Below are 15,608 nucleotides of genomic sequence, written 5' to 3'. Positions count from 1 at the left end.
CAGCTCGTCTCGATGACGGACTGGCGACGCTCTGGACCGGTTCTTCCTGCATTGCTCTTGGATCGCAAAAAGCTCTTCGCCGACGGAACATCGCAGGGTCCATGAAGTTGGGCTGCCAAGGAGGAACGTGCCATGAACGGTGTCATTTATCTTATCGGCCTCGTCGTTGTCGTGCTCGCGGTCCTCTCCTTCCTCGGTTTTCACTAGGTGACCCATGCAACGTAATGACGGCCAGGGCCGTAAACACACTGATTTCGACAAGGCGACAAGCGACGTCTCCGACAGACTTGGCCGGGAAAAAGAGCGCGCGAGCGAGTTGCTTCACGATGCTCGCGACGGACTGACCCGCAAGGCTGGCGACTACGCGACAGAAGCCACGCAGGTTATTTCGGACAAGGCGGAGGAGGCGCAGCGCGACATAGGATCGAGCTTGGCGGCGTTGGGCGGCGCGTTGCGCGCGGCCAGCGAGCATCTGGCCAACAATGATGAAAGGACCGCGTCGAAATTTGCCCTGGACGCCGCTGGCGGGCTGGAGCGGCTTTCCTCCTCGTTGAAACAAAAGCCGTTTGGCCAGGTGCTTGAGGATGTGCAGTCTTTCGGCCGGCAAAACCCCGGTGTCCTGCTTGCCGGGTCTGTACTGGCCGGATTGGCGCTGGGTCGGTTCATCAAGGCTTCCCCGCCCAGAAGCCCCGAAGCATCTCGAAGTGCCTCGGGTGGTGCAAATTCGCAGACCGGCGAAGCTGCTGGTTGGTCGGCCGATGGGGCGCAAGGATTCGGCGGCGGTGTTGACGATCTGGCCACGCAGTATGGGGAGCAAGACAGATGAACACTCAAGATAATCCCAGCCTCGCGACCCTGGTGACCGACTTGGCGCAAAACGTCACCACGCTGGTGCAAACCGAAGCCAGGCTTCTGCGGGCGGAGCTCTCTGAAAAGTTTACCAAGACGGGAGCTGGCGCCGCCGAGGTGCTGGGCGGGGCCATCTGCCTGCTCGCGGCTCTGCTCGTGCTGCTTCAGGCACTGGTCATCGCATTGACGCGGGCAGGGCTGGGGGCCGGGTGGTCCTCCCTGTTGGTCGGCGTGGTGGTGGCAATTCTTGGCGTCATTCTGCTGCGCACCGGCATGGCAAGCATGGCGCCTTCCGAACTTACTCCCGACCGAACCCAGGAACAGCTCAGGCGCGACGCGACTGTGATCAAGGAACAAGTGAGATGACCGAGAAATCCGCAGCCGAACTCGAACGCGAGGCCGAGGCCGCGCGCGCCAGGGTGGTGGAGACCGCCGAATCCATTCGAGGCAAAATGACACCGGGACAATTGCTGGACGAATTCACCGGCATCTTCTCTGGAGGAGAGAGTTCGGCAATGCTCAACAACCTGAGAACGCAGGTCAGGGACAATCCCTTGCCCGTGACCATGGTGGGCGCCGGTCTGGCTTGGCTGATGCTGGGCAGCGGTCCGTCGAACGGCAGCCGTCGCCCGGCCGGCTATACGGCGCCAACCCCGCCCAGCGGGGATGACGAGGCGGAGGGCGGCGGCTTGGGCAGCACGCTCTCCGGAACCGCTGAATCGCTCACGTCGGCCGCAAGCAGCGCTGGCGCAGCCATATCGGGCGCAGCAAGCGGCGTCGCCGAAGGGCTGACGAGCAACGCCGCCAGCGCAGGATCGACGGCTGGCGACATGGCTGCGAAAGCCAGCCGCTCGGCACAGGAGCTGTTGAACGATCAGCCCCTCGCCGTTGCGGCGGTCGGTCTCGCCATCGGCGCCGCGATAGGCGCCATGTTGCCCCATACCGCAATGGAGGATGAGCAGCTGGGCGGCTATGGCGAGAAGCTTCGCAACACCTCGGAGACCATGCTCGAGCAAGGCCTCGATCAGGCCAGGCAGGTTGCCGCGGACGCCTATGAGACGATCAAGCAGGAAGCTGGACGGCAGGACACACAAGCAGGCACGGTGGCCGACCAGATTGGTGAAATCGTCAAGTCCGCGGCCGACACGACGGAGCAGTCCGTACGGGAACGGCTCTCTCTCCCGTCGGAACAAAAATCCTAGCCGAGGATACTGGAGCCACCGCAACGATGGGCGATTCTCGCAAGGCAAGGCGGGAGCTTCAACCCGATTGGCAGTGGGGGCTCCGCCACTTCAGCAACCACGATCGGGCGCTTCGAATGAAGCGCCGCCTTCGATACAACAGCTCGCCAAAGGGTTGTAGCGCCATTTTCAGAGCTCTTTTCGCAGGAAGATGCGCGCCGCGCCAGGAATGCCAAATTCAACCCTGCCAAATTCCTCGTATCCGTGGCGAACATAGAAGCCAGGTGCTTGGAAGCTGCTGGTCTCGACCACGGCGCGGGCGCAGCCACGCTTTCTTGCCTCTGTTTCAACGGCTGACAGGAGCCGGCTGCCATACGACTTTCCTCGTACATCCTCAGCCACGAAAAACATGTCCAGGAACAACAGTCCAAGCTCAGTCCTGCCCCACAAACCCCCAAGGACCTTTCCCGAGGCATCCCGCACTATGGCGCCGATCGGCATTCGATCCGCGACGCCGGACTTGGCCACATTGTAGCGATAGAGCGCAGCGCCCGCTTCTGCCTTGGCATCCCCGCCGGTTTCAACCAACTCGATCAGGAGATCCGGCTTCCGTGCTGCGCGGCTCGCTGAACATGCCCAGTCTGAAACCTGCTTCGATCTTGTCATCGTTGGATCTGCGGAGGAGACTTTGGCTTCACTTGCCGGCCCCGCCGCCCACGGCCATTCGAATGCCAAGGCCGACAATGAAGCAGCCCGCTATCCGTTGTTGCCAAAGTCTCACGCGGGGTCGACGCATGACCCATTCGCCGAGCACACCAGAAGCAACCGCATAGGTCCCCAGGACCAAGACGCCAGTCAATTTCTGGGTCGCGCCGAGCATCAGCATCTGGAACCAGACAGAGCCACGGTTCGGATCGACGAACTGAGGCAGGAAGGCGATCATGAAGGTCATGGGCCAAGGATTGATGAGGTTGGCTATCATACCTTCCCGCATCGCGGCGAGCGGCCCGACGCGCTCGACGCAATCGAGATCCAGATCGCTTTTCGTGTCCGAGAGCAAACTTATGCCCAACCAGACCAGATAGGCTGCTCCAGCCCAACGGAGCGTGTCAAATGCCAATGGCGATGCACGCAAGAGCGAGGAGACACCCAGGGCGACCAGCGGCAGTTGCACCATGCCTGCGCCCAATGTCATTCCCACGACCGTGAACAACGCCACGCCACGGCCTTGCCCGATGCCACGTGCCATGACCAGCATGCTGTCGGGCCCAGGCGGCATCTGCAACAGGATCACGGTGCCGAGAAAGGCGAACCACAGATTGGGATCGATCTTACACCTCCTTGGCCCAAGCCTATTTGGTGCGTTCAATGGTGGCCCCCTGTCCCGGCAAGCGGCGACATCCTTGCCGGCGCGATCGCCCCTGGCGCCGTCTGGCCGGCCTTGTCAGACCGTATGGCGAGCCCCTGCTCGATGAGAACTCCGTCGCAAGGCGATATTTCCGGCCCGGAGCATGCGGCATTTTTCTCGGCGTCACAATTTTCCAAAGGGAGATTTGTTCCCGGGGAACGAACGCTGCGTGTCATCCGGCAGCGGCTGTTCAAGCAAGGAAGTCCAGGATCGCCTTTGCCAACAGGTCCGGTGCTTCTTCGGCGACATGGTGGCCGCTGTCGATGCCTCGGCCCTGCAGGTGCCGGGCCCATGGGCGCCAGATCGCCAGCACATCACCATAGAGCCGTTCAAGATCGTCGCGCAGCGACCACAGGACAAGCGTTGGGCATTCGACCCGGAGCCCTCGGGCGCGATCCTCCGCATCGTGCCGGCGATCGATCGTGAGCCCGGCCCGGTAGTCTTCCAGCATGCCATGCACGACATGCGGACTGCTGATCGCCGCCTGATAGTCCTCGAAGTTTTCTCTGCCCATCGCCTCGGCCGATCCGCCATACCAGGCCTGCGGATCGACATTGATGGCGCGCTCGGGCTTGTCTGGCTGGGCAAAGAAGAACCAATGCCACCACTCTGTCGCAAAGCGGCTGTCGCAACGCTCCAGATGCTCAAGGACCGGAATGCCATCGATTTCGACAAGGTGCGAAATACTGGCAGGATGATCCATCGCCATCCTGAACGCGGTAAGGGCGCCACGGTCATGCCCGGCGACGGCGAAACGATCAAAACCAAGCCTGTGCATGAGAGCCACGCAAATGCCGGCCTTTGCCCGCTTTGAAGATCCCGCGCTTTCCCAGGCATCGGCCGGGACGGACGATTGCCCGAACCCCGGCAGGTCCGGGCAAATGACGGTGTGATGTCTTGCCAGGATCGGCGCGACGCGATGCCATGTGGTGTGGGTTCGCGGGTGCCCATGCAGGAGCAACACTGGCGGGCCAGCCCCACCATGGCGCACGCGCAATGTCGCATCCGCAAGCTTGACGATCTCCAGGCTAAAGCCGTCGAACATCATTTTTGCCGAGGATCGGTCAGCGACTGTCCAGCGGCGACGAAAGTGCCCTCCTTCCGAGCGACCGCAGCGGCCAGAAGCGTACGCGCCGCGTTTCGGACTTCTTCCTGCAGGTCCATGTCGTCGTCGAGCTCGTTGTGGCTGGTAGCGTATGGCTTCCAATAACCGGTGTAGCGGTCGAGTTCGGCCTTCGGCCCCGCCGGGACCATTTCGATCGATTTCAGCCAATCCGATAAAGAGCGCCGGACGTTTTCGGCTCCCTCGGTATCGCCGTGCACGATTACCGAGAAGAGCCGGCCGGCAAGGTGCCGGGGATAGTCCCATCCCTCGAGTTCCAGCGCCTTCGCCTCCCGCGCCTCCTTGCCGTGCGTGGAACTAGGATCGGGATTGCCGCCATCGGCGCATACCAGACGGTCCATCATCAGCTTCAGCGGCGAGGTGGCCTGATACCAGTGGACAGGCGTTATGATCATCACCGCATGGGCGGCAACCCACATTGGATAGATCTCGTTCATCCAGTCCTGCGTCTGGCCGAGCGAATGATTTGGATAGCAGGAGCAAGGCCAGTGACAAAGCGCGGCAGCGGTGGAGAAGCAGGCCTTGCAAGGATAGATTTTGCGGCCGTATTCGGCGGCCAGCCGGGACAAATCCAGGATCTCGACTTCCGCGCCGCCGGCCTTGAAAATCTTCCGGGCGATTTCGACAAAACGATAGGATTTGGACATCTCGCCGGGGCAGGTGTGCTCGCTGCGCGGCGATCCGTTCACGATCAGGACGCGGCGTCGTTTGCCCAGCTCGTTCATGCGCTTTGCGCGCTCGATTGCTTGTCTGGCCTCGAGCCAATCGACCGCCAGATCGTAATCGGGATCGGCGAAGCCACGGCCCGCCTTTCGGGTCCGCGGGCTCTTCCTGGAATCCCTGTAGGCCTGCCAGGCGACCTCCGTTATCCGCTCGATGTCGGCGGCCAGGGGCTCGAACGCCGGATCATTGAACTGTTCGCCATAGCGACGCTTGAAAGCCTGTTCGTCCAGGCGGGGGCTGGGCATGCCCTTGCGCGGTTCTGGCGCGCCGCGCTTCAGCCAATCGAACATGGGGTTTCACCTCTGCATGGAAAGCGATCCAAGCTCAAACGCGGCAAACAGGCACGGCGTTCCGAACGCGCCATAGCCATGATCTGCAAGGACTTTTGGGCGAGTACAAAACAAGGCGCGCCGGAATCACCCGAGCCGGCGTGTTTCGAATTGATTCGCCAAGTTCGGTACGAAGGCGTACACAAAGAGGTCGTCAGCAGCACGATCCGGGCGTTGACGCTTGGGAGCGACCATCGCACTCCTGCCCCAGCGTGAGGCTAGGATGTCATGACGAAAGACCCTGAGCGCCCCGGTCTGGCGCCCGAAGCCGTTCGTACACTTGCCCGGGAATCGGGCGCTACGGAACAGCAGATACGTGACATAGTGTTGCTGGTAGGGTTCGACCGCTCTTCGATCCTCAGGGAAGCTCGTCTTCTGGCGAAGGATGGATAGCCGACAAAACTTGCGATTTGTCCACAGCAGCTATTGTCGGTTTCATACCGACGCGGCCGCCTGCCTAGTGCTGGCCGGGTGGGACAGTTTATGTTTTGCCACCGTCCCCTCGTTCGAGGGGCGCGGCCGGCCGAGAGATCCCAGTGCTCTTGCCCAAGTGGAGAGCGTCTCGTGGATCCCAAGATTCTGCAGGCCAAGAGCGAGTTGTTGCGCCGAATGAGCGTGGCCGATTTCGAGCGGCTGCGGCCGCATCTCGAAAGTGTTTTTCTGGAGTTGCGCTCGCCGTTGGAGATCGAAGGCCAAAAGATCGAAGCTGTCTATTTCCTGGAGAGTGGCATCGCATCGGTCGTCGCCAAGACTGCGGGAACGGCTGAATCAGAGGTGGGAATAATCGGCTTCGAAGGCATGACCGGTTCGGCGCTGATCATGGGCGACGATCTGGCAAGCTTCGATTGCTACATCCAGTCGACGAGCGAAGCGATACGGATGAGCGCCGCGCCGTTCGTCGAAGCCTTGGAAGAGAGCCCTACCTTGCGGCCGTTCCTGTTGCGCTACGTCCAGTACCTCCATGTCCAGACCAGCTACACGGCGTCGATCAACGCGCGGCACAGCCTGGAGGTCAGGCTGGCGAGATGGCTTCTGATGTGCAGCGACCGAACCGTCGGCGACAGGCTTATGATAACCCACGAATTCCTTTCCGTCATGCTGGGCGTCAGGCGCCCCGGGGTTACAGTGGGGCTTCAGACAATCGAGAGCCATGGCTACATCCGTGCCCGCCGCGGCGAAATCACGATCCGGGATCGGAAAGGTCTCGTGGCGCTGGCACGGGAATCTTACGGCCCTCCCGAACTGCAATACCGTCGGCTGGTCGGGGACCTCGGTTCAAAGAACCCTTCGAGGCAGGACCGCCCGCCCAGCTGACCGCCATCATGCCGGCATTGCAGGGCGAGGATCGCGGAAGTGGCCGACGCGACGATGCCGGTGACGGCACATTGCCTAAGCCCGCATCGGCCACTGCGGCATGATTTGGGGATGCCGCCTGGTTAATCTAGTCATCTGCCAATGACTGACAATAAAGGGCCAAGGCTCGGTAAGAAACGTACGAAGCCGAACCTAATCTCACTGACGGGAGGCGATACGGGCCCTGCTCATCTCGCACACGGAATGGAACTGGCGTCCCACCGCTTGCCAGGCAATGTTACTCGCGCTGCGGACATTGCGAACTTGAATTCCCGGAGCACACCGCGCTTCGCGCCATTCACCGGCGACAGCGATCGGCATTGGTCAGGGCAATCACAAGTCCTTGAACGCGAACAGTTCCCGGAACATCTCAACTTCAGGTTTGTTTGAAGCCCAGATGCCATCTGGAGCAGGGGCGGAGAAGATCCGTGGCCAATTCGCGATCGATACCGGTGGTCGTCGGCCGTCCGATCCATCGGACACCGATGGCGGTCGCCAATGCCTGTTTCATCGGCACGCTGCTGACCGACCTCACCTATTGGCGAACGGCGGAGATGATGTGGGCCGATTTTTCCGCATGGCTGCTGTTTGCCGGCCTCGTGATGGGCGCTCTTGCGGTGCTTGCGGCGCTTTTCGATCTCTTCACCCGTCGAATTCTCCGTACGCACGGAGCCTATCTGCTCGGCAGCCTGGTGGTGCTTGTGCTGTCGTTCTTCAACGCGCTGGTGCACAGCCGTGACGCCTGGACGTCGGTCGTGCCGACAGGGCTCATCCTCTCCGCGGCGGCCGTGATCGTCTTGGTTCTCGTGTGGTTGCTGGAATGGAGCACCGGCCGCAGCCGCGTCGAGGTGCTCGAATGAACGCCCTGCGGGTTTCGAACACTCACATCCGGCGTGCCCTTGGGTTCGGTCTCATGTGCGGATCGCTTTTGGCATTGCCCGCCTGCAGCAACGACGACCCAGACCCAAGCGGCCAGGTCGGGCCAAATCCGACACTGCCTGAACCAACGCAATATCTTGTTCCGCCCATGCATGTCGCTTCGGTCGTCGGCTGGAAGCAGGACGAGAAACCAACGGTCGCGAAGGGTTTGCAGATCCAGGCATTCGCCAAGGGATTGAAGCATCCACGCTCGCTCTACACCTTGCCGAACGGTGACGTTCTGGTGGTCGAGTCCGTGGCGCCGCCCGGCGCCGCGATCAAGCGTCCGAAGGACCTGATCATGGGCTGGATCGAGTCCATGGCGACGTCGGGCGGCGGCACCGAGGGAAGCAACCGCATCACGCTGTTGCGTGATACGAACGGCGACGGCGTGCCCGACGTGCAGGATGTCTTCCTCGATCATCTCAATTCGCCCTTCGGCGTAGCCCTGGTCGGCAACGATCTCTACGTCGCCAACACGGATGCGATCGTGCGTTATCCCTACACATCCGGCGAGACCAAGATCACCGCGCCAGGCACCGTGCTGACGCCACTGCCCGGCGGCCCGATCGATCATCACTGGACCAAGTCTCTCGTCGCCAGTCCGGACGGATCGCTGCTTTATGTCGGTGTCGGCTCCAACAGCAACGTCACCGAGAACGGCGTCCAGGCGGAAAAGGATCGCGCCGCGATCTGGGAGGTCGACAGGGCGACAGGCCGTTCGCGCATTTTCGCAAGCGGGCTGCGCAATCCCAACGGCTTGAGCTGGGAGCCGCAGAGCGGAGCGCTGTGGGCCGTCATCAACGAGCGCGACGAACTCGGCCCCAATCTGGTTCCCGACTACATGACTTCGGTCAAGGACGGCGCGTTTTATGGCTGGCCCTACAGCTACTATGGCCAGCATGTCGATCCGCGGGTGATGCCGCGGCGGCCGGACCTGGTCGCCAAGGCCATCCCTCCGGACTATGCACTGAGTTCCCATGTCGCGCCCCTGGGACTGGCATTTTACACCGGCACCAACCTGCCCGAATCCTATCGCAATGGCGCCTTTGTCGGCGAACATGGCAGTTGGAACCGCAAGCGCTTCAACGGCTATAAGGTCGTTTTCATACCGTTCAATGGAGGTCATCCTGACGGTAAGCCTCAGGACGTCGTCACCGGTTTCCTTGACAATGACAACAAGGCACATGGGCGGCCAGTGGGCGTTGCCGTCGACAAGGCGGGCGCGCTGTTGATTGCGGACGATGTCGGAAACACGGTCTGGCGCGTGACCGCAGCTCGGTAGTTATCGGATTGTATGCGCAGGAAGCCCGGTAGTGAAACTGATCCTCACGCTGTTATCGGCGGCGTAACCTATACTGAGGACTCAAAGCATGCGTTACCCGGCACTCGCGATAAGTCGAGAGGAACAAAGGTCGCGCCGCCTTGTTACCGATGATGGCGCGCTATTATTTTGATCTAGTCGACAACGGAACCTCCTACCCGGACACTGAAGGAACCGAGCTTCCGAGCTTGGGGGCAGCTGAGGATGAGGCGGCAAAGGCGTTGCTCGAAATAGCAAAGGACCAGATGCCTGAAGGCAATTTCCGAGAGGTTGCCCTGCATGTCCGTGCTGGTGCTAGCAAACCCCACGTATGGTAAAGGTAACGTTCGAACTGGTGCGCAACGGATCTGATCGCGATGGACCCGTGGGAACCTGACTACTTCCTCAATGAAAGTGCGCGCCTATATCAACGGAGGGCGGCGGCACAGATTGCCGATCTTCGCTCGAATATTGAAGACACGCGGCGCGTAATCGAGGAATCGCGCAAGCTGCTGGACCGGCTTTCCGCCAAATCAGGCGCTATCCACCCGTAGGGAATGACAAGGCCCGCTCGTAACGCGGGCCGCTTGAGTTGTGGTGGAGCAATCCGCCTCATAACTGAGTTCAAGGCTGCTCATCTCGGTTCGTTGTTGATGCTCAGATAGGTAGGGTCGAACTCGGCAAGCCTGGCAAGCTGGTCCCAGTCCAGAATGGTGACCATATGGTTCGTCCAGGTGATTACCTTGATCTTCTTCAAGCCTCCGATCACCCGGTTCATGTGCACGACCGACAACCCAAGCACGTCGGCCATTTCAGTCTGTGACAGCGGTAGATGGAAACTCATGCCGCTGGTGCGTTTCACCGCCTGCAGACGTACGAACAGTTCGCAGATGAGATGGGCCAGATGCGAGGTCCTGGAGCGGCGGCCCATTGCCACGATCCATTCGCGATGTATGGCCCCATCGACCAGCGTATCGAGCCACAACAGCCGGGTCAGGTGAGGGGCCTGTTCCGTAATGGCTTTCAGCTTGTTGTGGTCCGCGTACATCACCCGGCAAGGCGACAGCGCGACGATACCGTGATCCATGGTCTTGAGCAAAAAGGCGTGGAGATCGACGAAGTCGCCGGGCACCTGCAAGGACGTGAACTGCCGGCCGCCGTCCTCGAGCACCTTGTAGCGTGCCGCCAGGCCATCCAGCAGCATGGTGCTATAGGTTGGCCGGGACCCCGCTTTGACCACATCTTGCCCCTTTTCGAACTCGCGTCCGAAAACAACCGTTTCGGCCAGCAAGACCTTCTCGACGTCCGACAGAGTGTCGTGCTGGCCGAGTTGCAGATAGAGGGACTCTAACATCATAGCCTCGAGGCGATCGGGGTTGAAACGCCGATCGCCAGATGTCCTGGACGCAAGGATAGCAGCCGGACCTTAGGCCTTCGGAAGATGGCGGACCCTATCATCGGCAGCCTGCGCGTATTCTGGCGCAAGCGCCGGAGCGGGAACCACCAGTGTCGCTGGGTATTAGCACGCCAGAGGTGTCCAAGGCTGCCCCGAAAATGAAACGGTGTCATTTCGATCTCTATAACGGTCATGGCCCCGTACCCAACGACGGCCAGCCATTTGAATCGCGAGAACAGGCGAGGGCAGAAGCCATTCGCATCTCGCAGGAAGTCGCTCGCGATGAAATGCCGGATCGCGACCTGGTCAACATACCGGCAAGGTGCGCAATGAGGCGGGCGCCCAGGTGTTCGAGGCATCGCTTTTCCTGACCGCCGGGTGGAGCGCGTGACCTTGATGCGGTCAGCGTAGGAGTCGCTGTGGAATTTGCACCACATTTTCCGATCCGGGCAGCTCAAAGGCCATGGCGAACCGACGCAAGGAAGCCATTTCCACGATCAACTCTTCGATCGAACGATCCGGCAATCCCGTCTTCACTTTCTGCCTTACCCTTGCTGTGAGTTCATGAACGCGGACAGGCACGAAAAGCGCGCTGTCGTCCAGCAATCTGCTGATTTCGATCACCACATCGGCGTCAATGTCTTTCGGCAATTCCCGCATGGGCGTCACCTTGGTCTCGAAGCGATCCGAAGGCAGCCAGGCATTGCGCATCAGAGGGCATGCCGGACGCGGATCGATCATCGGATTCATAAAACCACCCACCCAGCGTGTCACTAAAAACGTTGGTACGAAAATTACCAAACGGGTTGGTTCCCGTAATCCATGTATTTTGGCATCGCGCGACTACAGGCACCGTCCAGTGGCGCTTGTCGCATGCCAGGACGCGATTGCCGCCAGCATCCCGGCACTCACTTGGTGAACTCGTCGTCAAGAATGCGCAATGCTTCTTCATACTTGGCCGTGGATGCTCCGATCTGCTTTGATTGCCAGATATTGTCGGCCAGATCCGCCCGTTTTACCGGCAGCGCCAATGGGTTCGAGGCGGCCCGGCGTACGAATGCGAAATAGTCCTCGCCTTCTCTGCGTGTCATGGCGTCGACCGCGGCGGCAATCGTCGGTCCAAAGCCCGCCTCTTCGAGCTTGGCCCGGCTCCAGCCTTCGCTTTTTTCCAGGACATCGTGCAGATAGGCGACGACTTTCTGATCTATCGTTTCGACGGCGTCGACCACTCGACGGCAATGATCGATATAGGGGCCTCCTGTCTTGTCATGCTGCGATGCATGCGCCTGCTCCGCAATCTTGGCCGCCCGATAGAAAATACTCATCACATCCATCTCCGCCTTTTCGCCAGCGAGCCGCGTTGCTTTCAGGCACCTACCAGCGTTCCTCGGTTTCGCGGTGCGGCAAGTCCACGCCGCAGCAGACCCAGCCAAGCCGCTGCCCTGATCCGTAGTTGTAGCGAGGCTCCAGCCGCGCTGGATCGTCGAATGTGCCGACATGCAGCGCGATTTCCCCCGGCGAGACGTCATAGGCAAGGCTGAGCGGTGATCCGCAGGCGGGACAGAACCCCCTTTGGGCGATTGGCGAAGATCGGCGATAGGCGGGAGTTGCGTCGATCCAGGTCAGGTCTGGCGAAGGGACCCACGCCAGGACCGCAAATGCACTGCCGGTCGCGCGCCGGCACATATCGCAATGGCAATAGTGCACTCTCGGTTCGCTTGTGACGTTGAAGCGAATCCGGCCGCAAAGACATCCGCCGTTCAGTTCCACCTTGGCTCCAGTCCGATGAGCCTGCGTTTCGGCAGGCTCTCCAATCGCGTGTGGGCAGCTTCGTTCATCTGGCGAAAACGTCGGCCGCCCTCGTCGGTTCCTGTGCCCCGCAGGAGGGGGTTCGCGCACGGGGCTCTCGTTTTCTCGAGCGCTGCGGCATTGAGGCCGCTTCTGTCGGCGACCCTGCGGAAAATGGCCAGCCAGGTCCAGAGCCAGGCCGCCGATCGGCTATCGAGCCGCTTCGGTTTCGACGAAGCAATGGGCAGAAAAAGACTTCTTTTTGCGATCCGGCCCGGATGCTCTGTTGCAAACCTTAGAACACGCAAGGCTCGCTGGGAGGCGACGCCCAAACAAGAGCGGCTGCCGAAACGCAACCGGCATAGGCCGCGAGAATGAGGCCGATGCCGGCAACAGCCATAGGGGAACCACGACAATGAAGACATTTCGAAACTGCCTGATGGGCGCGGTCGGCGCAGGCCTGCTGGGCCTGGGGCTTGCAGCTCCCGCCAATGCGGGCGCCATCCGTCTCGGCATGACGACCTGGGTAGGTTACGGGCCGCTGTTTCTTGCCCGCGACCTCGGTTACTTCAAGGAGGCCGGCGTCGACGTCGACCTGAAGGTCATAGAAGAATCAGCGCTTTACATGGCTGCGGTCGCCGGCGGCGATCTCGATGGCGCCGCCTCCACCGTAGACGAGCTGATGAAGTACCGCTCGGACGACCTCTGCTTCAAATACGTCCTTGCACTCGACGACAGCCACGGCGGTGATGGCGTCGTCACGCAGCCCGACATCAAGTCCCTCAAGGATCTGAAGGGCCAGCAGGTGGCCTTGAACGAGGGCTCCGTTTCCGAATTCTGGTTCAACGTGCTCCTGAAAAAGGAAGGCATGACCGAGGACGACGTTACCATTACCAACATGACCGCCGATGACGCGGCGACCGCCTTCATCGCCGGCCAGGTTCCCGCCGCCGTGACGTGGGAGCCGCACCTCACCGAGGTCCGCAAGGGCGGCAAGGGAAAGGTGTTGATCGATTCCACGACCACCCCTGGCTTGATCGTCGACGTGATCGCCCTCAAATGCGATCTGATCGAAAAACATCCCGAGGACGTAAAGGCCCTCGTCAAGGGCTATTACAAAGCGGTTGAATACATCAAGACCAATCCGGAAAAGGCCTATGAGATCATGGCCAAGGGCATTGGCGGCTATCTCGAAAAGCCCGAGGATTTCGCCGCCGGTGCCAAGGGCGTGCGCTATTACGATCGCGATCGCAACCTGGAATTCTTCGGTATGCCGGAAAAGAGCGAGGCGTCCGAGCTGGTGAATTTCGCGCAGGACATCTGGGGCAAGGCCGGCAAGCTCAAGATGACGATCGACGCGAAAACCATCCTCGATACCGACTTCATCAGGGAACAATGAGCCTTCGAGAAACCGGGGTCGGTCCGCTTGGGCCGACCCCTGTTTACCGACAGGCCGGAGCCTTCTCGCTTCAGAAAATCAACGGAGGCCATGCCATGGCACAGAGGCGGACGGCGTGGACACGCCTGACGACCCCATTCGCCAACATTCCCGCCAGCACGGCAACGACACTCGCGCTGGCGATGTGGGTGGTCGTGATCGGCGGCTGGGCGCTGCTGTCCTATGGCCGCGTCGTGCCGAACATGTTCCTGCCGACGCCCGGAACCGTGCTGCAGACGACCTATCGCATGTCCCAGGACGGCAGCCTTTTTTACCACACTTTCACCAGCGCCAAGGTGGTGATCCTGGGCTTCATCGTCTCCTCGCTGATCTCGGTGCCGCTGGGGCTGTGGATGGGGACCTATCGGGTGGTGCAGGCGCCGCTGGAGCCCTTGGTCAACTTCATCCGCTACCTCCCTGTGACCTCCTTCGTGCCCCTGTTCATCCTTTGGATCGGCATCGGTATCGAACAGCGCATAGCGGTCATCTTCTTCGGCACCTTCTTCCAGCAGCTCGTGATGATTTCGGACTGTGCGCGCAGCGTCTCCAGGGACCTGGTCAACGCCTCCTACACTTTGGGCACCAAGCGCAGCGAAGCGGTGTGGCACGTCATTTTCCCGGCCGCGCTTCCAGCCATCCTCGACACGCTTCGCGTCACCATGGGCTGGGCCTGGACCTATCTGGTCGTGGCCGAACTCGTCGCCGCGTCGAGCGGCCTCGGCTATATCAGCCTGAAGGCGATGCGAGGCTTCCAGGTCGATGTGATCTTCATGGCAATCGCCGCGATCGGGCTTCTGGGCCTTATCACCGACACGGCGTTCCGCATCATCCGGGCCAGGGTCGCGCCATGGGCATCCTGATTTTGAACGCAAGCTCGCAAACCGCAGTCGGATCAAGGGTAGCAATGAGCGAGACCATAAAGGCGAACGATCTGGCCGGCACGGCCGCGACGACCGGCGATCCGCGCTCGACCGGCACGACGATGGCCGTTGAGGACGTGACATTGCGTTACGGCGACGCCAACGGCGTGCTGGCGCTGGACGATGTGTCGCTGAAGGTGGCCAAGAACGAATTCTGCGTCATCGTCGGCCCCTCGGGATGCGGCAAATCGAGCCTGCTCTACCTTGCGGCCGGCCTCAACGACGCGACTTCAGGCAGCATCAAGGTCGATGGCAGGGAAGTGATCGAACCGGGTCCAGACAGAGGCATGGTGTTCCAGAGCTACACCTTGTTTCCCTGGCTCACCGTGCGCGCCAACATCGAGTATGGACCCAAGCGCAAAGGCCTGCCGGCGGGGCGGCGCAAGCAGATCGTCGACCAGTATCTCGACGAAGTCGGCCTCGCGCCGTTTGCCGACCACTACCCCGCCCAGCTTTCCGGCGGCATGAAGCAGCGCGTGGCGATCGCGCGCGCCCTTGCCAACGATCCGGCCGTTCTGTTGATGGATGAGCCCTTCGGCGCCCTCGACAGCCAGACGCGCGGCACCATGCAGAAACTGCTTTTGCGCGTCTGGGAGCGGCAGCAAAAGACGGTGCTGTTCGTTACTCACGATATAGACGAGGCGCTGGTCCTGGGCGATCGCGTCCTGGTGATGACGGCCCGGCCCGGCAAGATCAAGGCGGAGATCAAGGTCGACATCCCAAGGCCGCGTTCGATGGATGTGATCCTCGAACCCGAGTTCATCGCCCTCAAGCGCCGCATCCTCGGCCTCTTGCACGACGAGATCGATGAGGATCATTGAGAGCAATCTCGAGGAAACACAAACGGTCGTCGGCAGGTCGGCGTTGCCAACGCTGAAC

At 61.0% G+C, this 15,608-nt stretch carries 17 protein-coding genes; 9 read left to right on the top strand and 8 right to left on the bottom strand.

Annotated features, from left to right (window positions below; all coding sequences use genetic code 11):
• The first annotated feature begins 214 nt into the window (after positions 1-214).
• From FJ543_RS20445 to FJ543_RS20435, 3 genes are read left to right on the top strand one after another with little or no spacing between them, the layout of a single operon-like run.
• Positions 215-826, top strand: a complete 612-nt coding sequence (locus FJ543_RS20445; protein ID WP_015316433.1) for a hypothetical protein — start codon at positions 215-217, stop codon at positions 824-826.
• A complete protein-coding gene (locus FJ543_RS20440) occupies positions 823-1,215 on the top strand; it encodes a phage holin family protein (RefSeq protein WP_015316434.1) in 393 nt (130 codons plus the stop codon). Before FJ543_RS20445 ends, FJ543_RS20440 begins: the two co-directional genes overlap by 4 nt.
• A complete protein-coding gene (locus FJ543_RS20435; protein WP_140876710.1) occupies positions 1,212-2,051 on the top strand; it encodes a DUF3618 domain-containing protein in 840 nt (279 codons plus the stop codon). Before FJ543_RS20440 ends, FJ543_RS20435 begins: the two co-directional genes overlap by 4 nt.
• Before the next feature lie 168 nt (positions 2,052-2,219).
• Here the strand turns inward: FJ543_RS20435 and FJ543_RS20430 are convergent, their stop codons facing one another.
• The 4 genes from FJ543_RS20430 to FJ543_RS20415 form a co-directional block, all read right to left on the bottom strand.
• Positions 2,220-2,696, bottom strand: a complete 477-nt coding sequence (locus FJ543_RS20430) for a GNAT family N-acetyltransferase (protein WP_015316436.1) — start codon at positions 2,694-2,696, stop codon at positions 2,220-2,222.
• A 28-nt stretch (positions 2,697-2,724) separates the two neighbouring features.
• Positions 2,725-3,399 (bottom strand): LysE family translocator, encoded by a 675-nt coding sequence (locus tag FJ543_RS20425; protein WP_015316437.1) that lies wholly within the window; start codon positions 3,397-3,399, stop codon positions 2,725-2,727.
• 229 nt (positions 3,400-3,628) lie between these two features.
• On the bottom strand, positions 3,629-4,483 hold the full coding sequence (locus FJ543_RS20420; protein WP_041163351.1) for an alpha/beta hydrolase: 855 nt from the start codon (positions 4,481-4,483) through the stop codon (positions 3,629-3,631).
• On the bottom strand, positions 4,483-5,574 hold the full coding sequence (locus FJ543_RS20415; protein WP_140614613.1) for a flavodoxin family protein: 1,092 nt from the start codon (positions 5,572-5,574) through the stop codon (positions 4,483-4,485). Before FJ543_RS20415 ends, FJ543_RS20420 begins: the two co-directional genes overlap by 1 nt.
• A gap of 603 nt (positions 5,575-6,177) precedes the next feature.
• Here FJ543_RS20415 and FJ543_RS20410 point away from each other — a divergent pair.
• The 3 genes from FJ543_RS20410 to FJ543_RS20400 all read left to right on the top strand — a co-directional run bounded on the left by FJ543_RS20410 (position 6,178) and on the right by FJ543_RS20400 (position 9,169).
• A complete protein-coding gene (locus FJ543_RS20410) occupies positions 6,178-6,927 on the top strand; it encodes a Crp/Fnr family transcriptional regulator (protein WP_015316441.1) in 750 nt (249 codons plus the stop codon).
• A gap of 467 nt (positions 6,928-7,394) precedes the next feature.
• Positions 7,395-7,826 (top strand): DUF2231 domain-containing protein, encoded by a 432-nt coding sequence (locus FJ543_RS20405; protein WP_140660832.1) that lies wholly within the window; start codon positions 7,395-7,397, stop codon positions 7,824-7,826.
• Positions 7,823-9,169, top strand: a complete 1,347-nt coding sequence (locus FJ543_RS20400) for a sorbosone dehydrogenase family protein (protein WP_140660833.1) — start codon at positions 7,823-7,825, stop codon at positions 9,167-9,169. The genes FJ543_RS20405 and FJ543_RS20400 overlap by 4 nt, the downstream gene beginning before the upstream one ends.
• Positions 9,170-9,821: 652 nt before the next feature.
• On the opposite strand, the gene FJ543_RS20390 is transcribed toward FJ543_RS20400, so the two are convergent.
• From FJ543_RS20390 to FJ543_RS20370, 4 genes are all read right to left on the bottom strand, one after another.
• Positions 9,822-10,541: a Crp/Fnr family transcriptional regulator gene (locus FJ543_RS20390; RefSeq protein ID WP_140790257.1), complete on the bottom strand. Its 720-nt coding sequence runs from the start codon at positions 10,539-10,541 to the stop codon at positions 9,822-9,824.
• Between the two features lie 444 nt (positions 10,542-10,985).
• Positions 10,986-11,333 (bottom strand): hypothetical protein, encoded by a 348-nt coding sequence (locus FJ543_RS20380; RefSeq protein ID WP_015316447.1) that lies wholly within the window; start codon positions 11,331-11,333, stop codon positions 10,986-10,988.
• A gap of 158 nt (positions 11,334-11,491) precedes the next feature.
• Complete coding sequence (locus FJ543_RS20375) at positions 11,492-11,908, bottom strand: HD domain-containing protein (protein ID WP_015316448.1); 417 nt, start codon at positions 11,906-11,908, stop codon at positions 11,492-11,494.
• Between the two features lie 49 nt (positions 11,909-11,957).
• A complete protein-coding gene (locus FJ543_RS20370; RefSeq protein WP_140725916.1) occupies positions 11,958-12,269 on the bottom strand; it encodes a GFA family protein in 312 nt (103 codons plus the stop codon).
• A 517-nt stretch (positions 12,270-12,786) separates the two neighbouring features.
• Here FJ543_RS20370 and FJ543_RS20365 point away from each other — a divergent pair.
• The 3 genes from FJ543_RS20365 (at position 12,787) to FJ543_RS20355 (ending at position 15,550) form a co-directional block, all read left to right on the top strand.
• Positions 12,787-13,770 carry an ABC transporter substrate-binding protein gene (locus tag FJ543_RS20365; protein WP_140715593.1) on the top strand — a complete coding sequence of 328 codons (984 nt, stop codon included), beginning with the start codon at positions 12,787-12,789 and terminating at the stop codon, positions 13,768-13,770.
• 95 nt (positions 13,771-13,865) lie between these two features.
• Positions 13,866-14,669 (top strand): ABC transporter permease, encoded by an 804-nt coding sequence (locus FJ543_RS20360; protein WP_140660837.1) that lies wholly within the window; start codon positions 13,866-13,868, stop codon positions 14,667-14,669.
• 122 nt (positions 14,670-14,791) lie between these two features.
• On the top strand, positions 14,792-15,550 hold the full coding sequence (locus FJ543_RS20355) for an ABC transporter ATP-binding protein (RefSeq protein WP_167331150.1): 759 nt from the start codon (positions 14,792-14,794) through the stop codon (positions 15,548-15,550).
• Positions 15,551-15,608 lie beyond the last annotated feature (58 nt).

This window comes from Mesorhizobium sp. B2-5-7 (genome assembly GCF_006440875.1).
GTDB lineage: Bacteria > Pseudomonadota > Alphaproteobacteria > Rhizobiales > Rhizobiaceae > Mesorhizobium > Mesorhizobium australicum.
This window is presented reverse-complemented; position numbering and strand designations above follow the sequence as displayed.